Genomic DNA, 10,864 nt, shown 5'->3' with positions numbered 1-10,864 from the left:
GTTGCCTCGTCTACAGGATACGCGCCATGCAAGCTGCCACTCCCCAATCTGCCTTTACACTCTCGGTCGTGGTTGACGGCATGAGCTGCGCCTCGTGCGCGGCGCGTGTGGAAAAGGCGCTGGCCGGGCTGCCCGGCGTCACGCAGGCCAGCATCAACCTGGCAACCGATACCGCCAACATCAGCGCCGACCGGCCGATTGCCGCCGCTGCCGTGCAGGCGGCAGTGGAAAAAGCCGGCTATGCGCTGGCCAGCACCGACATCACGCTTAACGTTGCCGACATGACCTGCGCTTCTTGCGTGGGGCGGGTTGAAAAAGCCCTGCTCAAGGTGCCCGGCGTGCTGGCGGCCAGCGTCAACCTGGCCACCGAAAGCGCGCGTGTCACCGTCAGCAAGGTCGAGGTGGCAACCTTGCTGGCCGCCATCGACGCCGCCGGCTACCAGGCCAGCGTGCCGCAACAGGGCGCCGTAGCAGCGCCGGCCCCGCACCATGACGGCTGGAAAGTGGTGCTTGCCGCCGCCCTGTCGCTGCCGCTGATGCTGCCCATGCTGCTCGAATGGCTGGGTGTGCACTGGATGCTGCCTGGCGGCTGGCAGTGGTTGCTGGCCACGCCAGTGCAGTTCTACCTGGGCGCGCGGTTCTACCGGGCGGGCTGGAAAGCCGTGCGCGCCGGCAGCGGCAATATGGATGTGCTGGTGGCGCTGGGCACCAGCGCCGCCTATGGCTTGTCGCTGTATCAGCTGGCGCAGCACTGGCTGGCGCCTGGCAGCCTTTTGCCGCATCTGTATTTTGAAGCGTCGGCAGTAGTCATTACGCTAGTGCTGCTGGGCAAATGGCTGGAAGGCCGCGCCAAGCGCCAGACCGCCTCGGCCATCCGCGCACTGCAACAGCTGCGGCCGGAATCGGCGCGCGTGCGGCGCGATGGCGTCGAGCACGATGTGCCGGTCGGCCAGATCAAAGTTGGCGAGCTGGTGGTGGTGCGCCCGGGCGAGCGGGTGGCGGTCGACGGCGAAGTGGTGGAAGGCGCCAGCCAGGTCAACGAGTCGCTGATCACCGGTGAAAGCCTGCCGGTCGACAAGCATCCGGGCGACAAGGTGACCGGCGGCGCCATCAACGCCGATGGCCTGCTGCTGGTGCGCACGCTGGCCGTGGGCGGTGAAACCACGCTGGCGCGCATTATCCGTCTGGTGGAGGACGCGCAGGCCGCCAAGGCGCCGATCCAGCATCTGGTCGACCGTGTCAGCGCCATCTTCGTGCCGGTAGTGCTGCTGCTGGCGTTGCTGACCCTCCTGGGCTGGTGGATCGTCAATGGCCAGCTGGAAACGGCCATCATCAATGCGGTGGCCGTGCTCGTAATTGCCTGCCCGTGCGCGCTGGGGCTGGCTACGCCGACGGCGATCATGGCCGGCACCGGCGTGGCGGCGCGCTATGGCATCCTGATCAAGGACGCCCAGGCGCTCGAAGTGGCGCACGCCGTCACCACGGTGGTATTCGACAAGACCGGCACCTTGACGGCCGGCAAGCCCACGCTGTCGGCATTGCAAGCGCATGGCGTAACCGAGGTGCGCCTGCTGCAACTGGCGGCCAGCGTGCAGCACGGTAGCGAACACAGCCTGGCGCGCGCGGTGCTGGAAGCGGCCAGCGCACGCCAGTTGACCTTGCTGCCGACCAGCAAGCTGTCGGCCTTGCCCGGGCGTGGCCTGACAGCGCAGGTAGACGGTCTTGATCTCAAGCTGGGCAGCAGCCGCATGATGCAGGAAGCCGGCGTGGACCTGGCGCCGCTGGCCGCGCGCGCGCAGGCGCTGGAGGGCGAAGGCAACACCATTTCCTGGCTGGTCGACGGCACCCAGTTGCTGGGCCTGTTTGCTTTCAGCGACCAGCTCAAGCCGGGTGCACGCGACGCCATCACGCGTCTGCATGCGCTGGGCATGCAGACGGTCATGCTGACCGGCGACAACCAGGGCAGCGCCGATGCGGTAGGTAAGCTGCTGGGCATTGGCAAGGTGGCGGCCAAAATGCTGCCTGCCGATAAAACCGCTACTATTGCAGCCTTGAAGGCGGCGGGTGCGACAGTGGCCATGGTGGGCGACGGCATCAACGATGCGCCGGCGCTGGCGGCAGCCGATGTCGGCATGGCCATGGCGACCGGCACCGATGTGGCCATGCATGCGGCCGGCGTGACGCTGATGCGCGGCGACCCGGCGCTGGTGGCGGACGCCATCGATATCTCGCGCCGCACCTATCGCAAGATACGGCAGAATCTGTTCTGGGCATTTATCTACAACCTGATCGGCATTCCGCTGGCGGCGTTCGGCCTGCTGAACCCGATGGTGGCGGGCGCAGCCATGGCGTTCAGTTCGGTCAGCGTGATCAGCAATGCCCTGCTGCTGCGGCGCTGGACGGCGCGAAGCAGCCATACAAAGGATACGCAAACATGAATATCGGCCAGGCAGCAAGCGAGACGGGTGTCTCGGCAAAAATGATACGCTACTATGAAAGCATCAACCTGTTGAAGCCAAGTGCGCGCAGCGACGCCGGCTACCGCATCTACACGCCGCCGGACCTGCACGCACTGCACTTTATCAAGCGCTCGCGCACGCTCGGTTTTTCGCTCGAGCAGATCCGCGAGCTGCTGTCGCTGTGGCAGAACGACCAGCGCGCCAGCGCCGACGTAAAAAGTATCGCGCTGGCCCATGTGGCCGAGCTCAACGCGCGCATTGCCGAACTGACCGCCATGCGCGACACCCTCACTCAGCTGGCCGGCTCCTGCCACGGCGACGGCCAGCCCGATTGCCCGATCCTGCAGGATCTGGGACTGGCGACCGGCCAGCGCCCAGCGGGCAAAAGCTGCTGCAGCTGAGCCTGATCACCCCAGCAACAGCATCGGCAGGCACGTCAGCAGCACGCCCACAGCCGCCAGCAGCGCGCAGGCCGCGGTGGCCCAGTCGAGCAGGCTGATCTGGGCGCCCGCATGCAAACGGCGTAGCGCGCGCCAGCACAGCAGCGCCAGGATCGCCAGCGCCAGCAGCGAGGCCAGCGCCAGTATCCACGCCAGGGCTGGCTGGCCGAAACGATCCTCTTCGGCAGCAAAAAAATAACAGAAGAAAAAGTGCACGCCCCAGATCAGCAGCGGCAGCGATGGCTGCAGCATCAGTCGGAAGAAACGGTCTTGTGCGCGCATGGCTGTCCTTTAGCCCATCAGTGATGGCATCAGGTGCACGATGGCGATGCCGACCACGCCCTGCAGGGCCGTGGCGTGCCACAGCAGGCTGCAGTTGTCGAGTGTGACGCGGTGCTGCGGCAACAGGCGCCCGGTCCACGAGCGCGCGCACAGAAACAGCGCCACCAATACCAGTACCGCAACATGAAACCCCTGGTAGGCGAGCAGGGCGGCCACGGTGGCAGCCCAGGCGCTGGCCGTGGGCGATAATCCTGCCTGCGCCTGGCTGTACCAGGTCAGGCCAAAGCCGGCCAGCAGGCATAGCAGCGCCAAGACGATGGCTACGCGCAGCAGCGCCTGCCGGTGCTGCAGTTGCAGGCGGCGCGCCCACAGCATCAGCAAGGAGCCGCCCAGCATCAGCAGGCAGGCAGCCCACGGCCACAGCGGCGCCGGCAGGCGTGCGCCCGGCGGGGGACAGATCTGCAAGGCCATGGCGCTATGGATATGCGCAAACGCAAAGGCGGCAAAGATGCTGGCGTCCACCACCAGCATGATGATGGTGGCGCACCACGAATGCGAGGCCGGGCCGGTGATGCCGACCGGCAGGGTCAGCGTGTCCGATACCTGCGCCGTGGCCTGTGGCGGCGTGCTGTCGGACTGCCACATCCAGGCCACGATGGAGACGATGGCGGTAATGCCGCAAGCCCAAGCCAGCAGCGTCTGCTGTATCGTCAGCAGCAGGAAAAAGCCGGCCGTGCCCAGTGCGGCCAGCAGCGGCCAGACGCTGTCGCCAGGCAAAATCTGCAGGTACAGCGGGCGTGCCTGGACGGGGCTGGTGATAATTGTCTCGCGCAGGCCGGTCACGGTGCCGGGCAGCCAATGCCGGCCAGCGGCGACCTCTTCGGGCAGGTTGGGCTGCTCCCACAGTGGATGGCGGGAAGTGATGTCGGGTATGCTGCGTACCGCATAGTCTTCCATCGGCAGCCATTCCAGCGTGGCGGCGCGCCAGGGATTGCCGTGCGCCTGCGCTGGCCGGCGCAGGGTGCGCACCAGGTCGATAAAAAACAGCACGATGCCCAGCGCCAGGATCAGCGCGCCGATCGAGGACGCCAGGTTCAGGCCGTTCCAGCCCATATCAGCCGGGTAGGTGTAGACGCGGCGCGGCATGCCCATCAGCCCCGTGATATGCATCGGGAAAAACGCCAGGTTAAAGCCACCGAACATCAGGCCGAACACCCAGCGCGCGCAGCGCTCGGACAGGCGATGGCCGTTGACCAGCGGCAGCCAGTAATACAGGCCGGCAAACAGCGGAAACACCATGCCGCCGATCAGCACATAGTGCAAATGGGCCACGATGAAATAGGTATCGTGCGCCTGCCAGTCGAACGGCAGCACGGCCACCATCACACCGGTCAGCCCGCCCAGCACGAAGATAAACATAAAACCCAGCAGAAACAAAGTAGGTGCAGCCGCTGCCGACGCACGGCCGCGCCACAAGGTCGCAATCCAGGCAAAGACCTGCACCCCGGTTGGAATGGCCACCGCCATGCTGGCCGCCGACACCAGGCTCATTTCCAGCACCCCCAGGCCGGCCGTCAGCATATGGTGGGCCCACAGCGCAAAGCTGAAAAAGCCCACGCCCACCAGGGCGGCCACGATGGAGCGGTGCCCGACCAGAGGCGTGCCTGCCAGCGTGGGAATCATGGTCGAGACCATGCCGGCAGCGGGCAGGAAAATAATGTAGACCTCGGGGTGGCCGAAAAACCAGAACAGATGCTGCCACAGCAGCGGATCGCCGCCGCGCTCGACGATAAAGAACGGCCAGTCGAAGGCGCGCTCCATTTCCAGCAGCGTGGTGCCGGCAATCACGGCCGGAAAGGCAAACACGATCATCACGCCCACCACCAGCATGGCCCACGCATAGACCGGCATTTTCGACAGGCTCATGCCGGGCGCGCGCGTGTACAGGATGCCGACGATCAGTTCGATGGCGCCGGCAATGGCCGAAATTTCAATAAAGCCGATCCCGAGCAGCCAGAAGTCGGCATTCAGGCCGGGTGAATATTCCTTGCCCGTCAGCGGCGGATACATGAACCAGCCGCCGTCGGGCGCCAGTCCCCAGAACAGGCTGGTAAAAAAGCCCAGGCCGCCGACCGCATAGGCCCAGAACGCATAGGCCGACAGGCGTGGGAATGGCAGGTCGCGCGCGCCCAGCATGCCTGGCAGCAGATACACGGCCACCGCCTCGACCACCGGTATGGCAAACAGAAACATCATCACCGTGCCATGCATGGTAAAGATCTGGTTATAGGTGCCGGCGGAAATGGCGGTGTTTTCCGGCACGGCCAGTTGCCAGCGGATCAGCAGGCCCAAAATTCCTGCCAGCACGAAAAACAGCAGCGCCGTGCCGATATACAGCAGGCCGATATTGTTGTTATTGACGGTGGTGAAAAAGCGCCAGCCGGTCGGCGTGCGCCACACGCGTTCGAGCCGCGCCAGCTCGTCGGGCGGCCGTGGCAGCGAGCTGGGCAGGGCGTCGGTCATTGCAGTTGCTCCAGGTAGGCGGCAATATCGGCCAGGGTAGCGCCGTCGATATCACCGGCAGCGGGCATGCGCACGCCCGGTTTGCTGGCATGCGGATCGGCAATCCAGCCGGCCAGCGCGCCGCGCGTATTGCGCAGCGTACCGGCGCCCAGATACAGGCGGCTGCCGACATGGGTCAGGTCCGGGCCCAGTGTTTCCTGTGGGGCTGGTGTAGTCAGGCCGCGCACGGTGTGGCAGGCGGTGCAGCGATGGGCAACGAAGGCGTTGCGCCCGCGCAGCGCCTGGTTTGACGCAGGCGTGGCGCCAGGCTGCGCCTGCCGTGCCAGCCAGGCTTTGAATTCCTCAGGCGTTTGCACCACCACATGCAGCGCCATGCGTGCATGCTGCTGGCCGCAGTACTCGGCACACTGGCCGCGGTAGATGCCAGGGGTGTCGGCGCGTACCGTCAGGCCATGCAGGCGGCCCGGCAGCATGTCGACCTTGCCGGCCAGCGCCGGCACCCAGAAGCTGTGAATCACATCGGTACTGCTCAAGCCCAGGTAGGCGCTTTGTCCGGCCGGCAGGCGAATTTCATTGGCCAGCACGATATCGGGGCCGCCTGCCGGGTCGGTATAGCGTACTTCCCACCACCACATCTTGGCGGTCACGGCAATTTTCAGCGCATGCTGCGACGACGGGCGCGTCAGCCAGGCGCTTTGCAGCGTGCTCCACGCCAGCAGCGCCGACAGCACCACCAGCGGCAGCAGCACGCCGCCGCCAATCAGCCAGCGCAGCGGCCTGATCGGTTTGCCCTGGCTGCGTTGGCGCATGGCCAGCGCCAGCAGCAGCATCATGCCGGCCAGTATTACCGTGGCGCCGATGATCAGCAGCCACGTCAGGCTGTGGATTACGGCCGCGTCGGCACCGGCCGGATGCAGTGCCGATTGCATGAAGGCAGGCATGCTCATGGCAGCGAATAAAGATAGGCGGCCATATCATGCGCCTGTTGCTCGGACACCCCCATGGCCGGCATCAGCGTGGCGGGCTGCATGGCCGGCGGATCGACGATCCAGCGCACCAGCACCTCTGGCTGGTTGGGAAACTGCCCGGCAATATAGCTTTGCTGCGCCAGGTGCGCCAGCGACGGGCCGACCAGGCTGCGCGCGGCCGGCACGCCGGGAATCTGGTGGCAGGCCCCGCACTGGAACTGCGCCAGCAGGCGCAGGCCCTGCTGCGGGTTGCCGAGCGCGGCAGGGGCGGCGGGCGGCGTTGGTTCGTCGCGGCTGTCGCAGGCGCCCAGCAGCAGGCAGCCGAGCAAACAGCAGGCTTGCAGGGGCGGTGTCTGGCGAGGGAGTCTGGGCATGCGCACGATTGCTTCCTGCTCAAAACTGACGAATCTTTATAATACGGCAAAGGTTTTATTTCGCTATGTTCAATAGAACACCTTGCCGGCCAGATCATTGCCACGCATAAGGAATCGCCCGATGACAGCACGCCGCGCCCTGATCGTTCGCACCGTGATTGCCACATTGCTGGCCTGCGCGCTGGCAGGTGCCGGCGTGGGTGTACTGGTGCTGAAAAGCGGCTGGTACAACATCGGCGCCACGCGCCAGCACTGGCAACCCGTCTACAGCGTGCTGGAGCAGGGCATGCACGAGTCGGTACGCCACCATGCGCGCGAGGTGCGCGTGCCGCAGGCGCTGCCGGCCAGCGAAGCAAAGGCCCGGTTGCTGGCCGGCGCAGCGCTGTACCGCCAGCACTGCGTGCAATGCCACGGCGCGCCCGGCGTGGCGCAGGCGGCCATCGGCCAGAGCATGCAGCCGATTCCCGGGCCACTGGTTGATGCAGCCAAGCGCTGGCAGCCCAACGAGCTGTACTGGATTACGCGCCACGGCATCAAGATGAGCGGCATGCCGGCCTGGGGCCATCACCTCAGCGAAGCACAGCTATGGTCGCTGGTGGCGTTTCTCGGCCATTTGCCACAGCTGGGTGCGCAGGACTACGCGCAGTTGCAGGCGCAGGCGCCGCAGATTGCCCAGCTGCCACAGACTACAGCCGGCCGCGCGCCGTTCGATGGCAACAGCATTGCGCGCGGCAAGGTCGCATTGACGCAGTTTGCCTGCCAGGCCTGCCATCTGATACCGGGCATTACTGGCTCGCAAGTACTGGTCGGGCCGCCACTCGATCAGCTGGCAAAGCGGCGCTATCTGGCCGGGCGCTTGCCCAATACGCCTGAACATCTGCAGCAATGGATACGCGACCCGCAGTCGGTCAAGGTGCACACGGCCATGCCGAACCTGGGCGTGGACGCCGACGACGCGCGCGATATGGCGGCCTATCTGCTCAGCCTGGACTAGAACTATTCAAGGAGAGACGCATGGATGCACCGTATCTGCTGTACTACTGGCCCACCATCCAGGGCCGTGGCGAGTTCGTGCGGCTGGCGCTGGAAGAAGCGGGCGTTGCCTATCAGGACGTGGCGCGCCAGCCCAAAACGGGCATGCCGGCCATGCTGGCCACCATCGACGGGGCGCAGACGCCGCAGGCGGCCTATGCGCCGCCCGTACTGGGTCATGGCGACTTGCTGATCGGCCAGAGCACCAATATCCTGTTTTATCTGGGCAAGCAACTGGGCCTGGCGCCGCGCACGGAAAGCGGCCGGCTATGGCTCAACCAGTTGCAGCTGACCATCGCCGACTGGGTGGCGGAAGTGCATGACACGCATCATCCGCTGGCAATCGGCCAGTATTACGAACAGCAAAAAGCGGCAGCGGCCTTGCGCGCTGACGACTTTCGCACGCACCGCCTGCCCAAGTTTCTCGATTATTTTACCCAGGTCCTGCAGAACAACCGCGGTCGTGGCGGCTTTCTGGTGGGTAGCAAGTTGAGCTATGGCGACCTGTCGCTGTTCCAGATGATGGCGGGTCTGAACTATGCGTTTCCGCAGGCGATGGCGCGCCTGGCGCCACGCTATGGCGCCCTGAACGCGCTGCACGACAGCGTGGCGGCACGGCCCAATATTGCGCGCTACCTGCGCTCGAAACGGCGTCTGCCGTTCAGTGAAGAAGGCATCTTCCGGCACTATCCGGAACTCGATGGATAATGCCGGCGCCGCTCTTACTGCGGCTGGGCAGCCGAGACCGGGTAGCCTGCTTCCTCGATCGCATCGCGGATGGCGTCGAGCCCCTTGTCGGTGCCGACCTTGACGCTTTTGTCGGCCAGCTCGATTTGCACCTGCGCTTGCGGATCGACCGTTTGCACGGCTTGGGTAACGGCTTTGACGCAATGGCCGCAGGTCATGTTTTCAACTTGTAACTGGTACATGGCAAGTTCCTCCTGTTGACGATGGGATGACTGTAGTCCTTGCCATCATGGGAAGGTCAAGCAGCGATGCCGCGCAATGTGCGCGGCACCACTCAGGTTAGCAGATAGTCATGCGGCTTGATGGGCGCAGGCAAGTTTTCATCCTGCAGCGATTCGCGCAAGTTGATCTCAATCGCGCGGCACATGGCGCTGAGCGGCAGGTCGTTAGCGTCCTCGCCGAACGGTTCTTCGATTTCATCGCCCAGCGCATCGAGGCCAAAGAAGGTGTAGGCGACGATGGCTACCACGAACGGCGTCATGAAACCGATCGAATCGACCAGGCCGAACGGCAGCAAAAAGCAATACAGGTAGGCGGTGCGGTGCAGCAGCAGCGAGTACGAGAACGGAATCGGCGTATTGCGGATGCGCTCGCACGAGGCGCCAGCGCCGACCATGGCCGAGATCGAGTTGTCGAGCTGGACCGCCAGAATGGTGTCGATGCGGCCCTGCTTCACGCACTGGGCCAGGTCGTGGCCCATCTGCTGCATCAGATAGTCCGACGGATTCGATGCGTTGCAGGCCGCCGCCCATTCATCGGGACGCAGCAGCGATTGCAGGTCGGCCGGCTCGCGCTGGTCGCGCAGCTGCTGGCGCAGCGCATGGCAAAAGGCGATGGTGCGGCACACCATGCGCACGCGCACATCGGCCAGCCCCAGGCTGGCGCGGGCCGGCACATCGCTGCTGATCATGGTCTGGCACTGGCGCGACAGGTTGCGGCTGCGCAGCACCAGTTCGCCCCACAGCTTGCGCCCCTCCCAATAACGGTCGTAAGCGGCGGTATTGCGAAAGCCCAGGAAGATCGCCAGCGGCAGGCCGATCAGGGTAAATGGTATCGTGGTCAGGATCACCTTGTGATCGAACATGGTGCCGTGATACCAGGCCACGAGCGCGGCAAAGACGGTATTGGCGATCAGGGTCACGCGGATGCGCGGCAGGATGGAACCGCGCACGATCAAAAACAGCTTGAGCGCGGAGGGACGGTCACGCACGATCATGGCGCTCTCCAGTAGGTGACTCGATGGTGTTGCGGGAAGCCAGGGTGTTGCAAGCGCGGTGGGGTAGCGCGCCAGGGTGAATGGACATGACAGACCGTGGTGGGAAGAGGGCAGCAGTATAGGCGGCGCTGGTGCCGCCGGCCAATTCATATTGTCGATGCCCGTTATTCACTTTATGAATGTATATTTTATTTGTGATTTAAATTAGCGGTTTCAGCTTTGACCGTTTTTCTTCTTGCGTGCCGGCCAGTCGCAGCATTCCAGTACGTCGCTTGCATCGCAGGCGTTGCTGAGGCAGTCGGCGCCAGGCAAATCGCACGGCAGGTCGCAGGCACAGTCGCCAGCCTGGGCGCGGTGCCGGGCTGTCATGCGCCGTGGAGCCTGCTCTCGCGCCAGATGCAATTGATGCTGTTCGCCACAGGCCTGAAGGCGCCGCTGCAGCAGGCTGGTCCCGCGCCGCAGGCCATGGCGTGCAATCACGCGATAGCCGTAAGCCGAGCAGCTGTCGCGGCCGGTCAAGACGCGATACGCGCAGGAAAAGCCTTTTACCGGCGACAGGTAGCGCTGATACAGGACGATGGCGCCCAGCGCGAGACGGGCCATCAGTGAGCGTTGTTTGCCAGGACTCAATGCGTTCATCGATCTGCGGCAGCGTATCGCCGCCTTGTGTTCGGGACACCACTTTACCCCAACTCTTGCTCTTTGAAGAAAATCTCTGCCGGTGATGCCTGGGAGTATGTACGTCCCCGCACGGTTGCGTTCGCTGCCACGCAGCATACTGATTGCCCTACGCTGGCTTTCCCATGCCGGGAAAGGCTACCGT

11 protein-coding genes are annotated in these 10,864 nt (G+C 64.7%); 4 read left to right on the top strand and 7 right to left on the bottom strand.

All coding sequences use genetic code 11. The features are described 5' to 3' along the window. Positions 1–26 precede the first annotated feature (26 nt). Together GCM43_RS16160 and cueR are read left to right on the top strand one after the other, a co-directional pair. A complete protein-coding gene (locus tag GCM43_RS16160; RefSeq protein WP_152246087.1) occupies positions 27–2,438 on the top strand; it encodes a heavy metal translocating P-type ATPase in 2,412 nt (803 codons plus the stop codon). After that, entirely contained in the window at positions 2,435–2,860 is a 426-nt protein-coding gene (cueR, locus tag GCM43_RS16155; RefSeq protein WP_152246085.1) for a Cu(I)-responsive transcriptional regulator, read from the top strand. Before GCM43_RS16160 ends, cueR begins: the two co-directional genes overlap by 4 nt. Before the next feature lie 6 nt (positions 2,861–2,866). On the opposite strand, the gene GCM43_RS16150 is transcribed toward cueR, so the two are convergent. Genes GCM43_RS16150 through GCM43_RS16135 form a run of 4 tightly spaced genes read right to left on the bottom strand, consistent with a single transcriptional unit; the run spans position 2,867 to position 7,046 of the window. Continuing rightward, positions 2,867–3,181 (bottom strand): hypothetical protein, encoded by a 315-nt coding sequence (locus tag GCM43_RS16150; protein ID WP_152246083.1) that lies wholly within the window; start codon positions 3,179–3,181, stop codon positions 2,867–2,869. A 9-nt stretch (positions 3,182–3,190) separates the two neighbouring features. Further along, positions 3,191–5,704: a cbb3-type cytochrome c oxidase subunit I gene (locus GCM43_RS16145; RefSeq protein WP_152246081.1), complete on the bottom strand. Its 2,514-nt coding sequence runs from the start codon at positions 5,702–5,704 to the stop codon at positions 3,191–3,193. Continuing rightward, entirely contained in the window at positions 5,701–6,633 is a 933-nt protein-coding gene (gene coxB, locus GCM43_RS16140; protein ID WP_226929515.1) for a cytochrome c oxidase subunit II, read from the bottom strand. Before coxB ends, GCM43_RS16145 begins: the two co-directional genes overlap by 4 nt. Before the next feature lie 14 nt (positions 6,634–6,647). Next, on the bottom strand, positions 6,648–7,046 hold the full coding sequence (locus GCM43_RS16135) for a c-type cytochrome (RefSeq protein WP_152246079.1): 399 nt from the start codon (positions 7,044–7,046) through the stop codon (positions 6,648–6,650). 121 nt (positions 7,047–7,167) lie between these two features. On the opposite strand from GCM43_RS16135, the gene GCM43_RS16130 reads away from it, so the two are divergent. Both GCM43_RS16130 and GCM43_RS16125 read left to right on the top strand, forming a co-directional pair. Then, positions 7,168–8,040: a c-type cytochrome gene (locus GCM43_RS16130; protein WP_152246077.1), complete on the top strand. Its 873-nt coding sequence runs from the start codon at positions 7,168–7,170 to the stop codon at positions 8,038–8,040. A gap of 20 nt (positions 8,041–8,060) precedes the next feature. Then, on the top strand, positions 8,061–8,786 hold the full coding sequence (locus GCM43_RS16125; protein ID WP_152246075.1) for a glutathione S-transferase: 726 nt from the start codon (positions 8,061–8,063) through the stop codon (positions 8,784–8,786). 14 nt (positions 8,787–8,800) lie between these two features. On the opposite strand, the gene GCM43_RS16120 is transcribed toward GCM43_RS16125, so the two are convergent. The 3 genes from GCM43_RS16120 to yidD all read right to left on the bottom strand — a co-directional run bounded on the left by GCM43_RS16120 (position 8,801) and on the right by yidD (position 10,644). Further along, positions 8,801–9,007 (bottom strand): heavy-metal-associated domain-containing protein, encoded by a 207-nt coding sequence (locus GCM43_RS16120; RefSeq protein WP_152246073.1) that lies wholly within the window; start codon positions 9,005–9,007, stop codon positions 8,801–8,803. Between the two features lie 92 nt (positions 9,008–9,099). Next, complete coding sequence (locus GCM43_RS16115) at positions 9,100–10,041, bottom strand: bestrophin family protein (RefSeq protein WP_152246071.1); 942 nt, start codon at positions 10,039–10,041, stop codon at positions 9,100–9,102. A gap of 213 nt (positions 10,042–10,254) precedes the next feature. Further along, positions 10,255–10,644, bottom strand: a complete 390-nt coding sequence (gene yidD, locus GCM43_RS16110; RefSeq protein ID WP_152246069.1) for a membrane protein insertion efficiency factor YidD — start codon at positions 10,642–10,644, stop codon at positions 10,255–10,257. Between the last annotated feature and the right edge of the window lie 220 nt (positions 10,645–10,864).

Source organism: Janthinobacterium aquaticum, from assembly GCF_009208565.1.
Taxonomy (GTDB): domain Bacteria; phylum Pseudomonadota; class Gammaproteobacteria; order Burkholderiales; family Burkholderiaceae_D; genus Janthinobacterium.
This window is presented reverse-complemented; position numbering and strand designations above follow the sequence as displayed.

Bases quoted from the DNA above. Each gene is read 5' to 3' on its own strand.
- yidD (WP_152246069.1), bottom strand. From the start codon at position 10,644: ATGGCCCGTCTCGCGCTGGGCGCCATCGTCCTGTATCAGCGCTACCTG.
- GCM43_RS16145 (WP_152246081.1), bottom strand. From the start codon at position 5,704: ATGACCGACGCCCTGCCCAGCTCGCTGCCACGGCCGCCCGACGAGCTG.
- GCM43_RS16135 (WP_152246079.1), bottom strand. From the start codon at position 7,046: ATGCCCAGACTCCCTCGCCAGACACCGCCCCTGCAAGCCTGCTGTTTG.
- GCM43_RS16150 (WP_152246083.1), bottom strand. From the start codon at position 3,181: ATGCGCGCACAAGACCGTTTCTTCCGACTGATGCTGCAGCCATCGCTG.
- GCM43_RS16115 (WP_152246071.1), bottom strand. From the start codon at position 10,041: ATGATCGTGCGTGACCGTCCCTCCGCGCTCAAGCTGTTTTTGATCGTG.
- GCM43_RS16125 (WP_152246075.1), top strand. From the start codon at position 8,061: ATGGATGCACCGTATCTGCTGTACTACTGGCCCACCATCCAGGGCCGT.
- GCM43_RS16160 (WP_152246087.1), top strand. From the start codon at position 27: ATGCAAGCTGCCACTCCCCAATCTGCCTTTACACTCTCGGTCGTGGTT.
- GCM43_RS16130 (WP_152246077.1), top strand. From the start codon at position 7,168: ATGACAGCACGCCGCGCCCTGATCGTTCGCACCGTGATTGCCACATTG.
- cueR (WP_152246085.1), top strand. From the start codon at position 2,435: ATGAATATCGGCCAGGCAGCAAGCGAGACGGGTGTCTCGGCAAAAATG.
- GCM43_RS16120 (WP_152246073.1), bottom strand. From the start codon at position 9,007: ATGTACCAGTTACAAGTTGAAAACATGACCTGCGGCCATTGCGTCAAA.
- coxB (WP_226929515.1), bottom strand. From the start codon at position 6,633: ATGCAATCGGCACTGCATCCGGCCGGTGCCGACGCGGCCGTAATCCAC.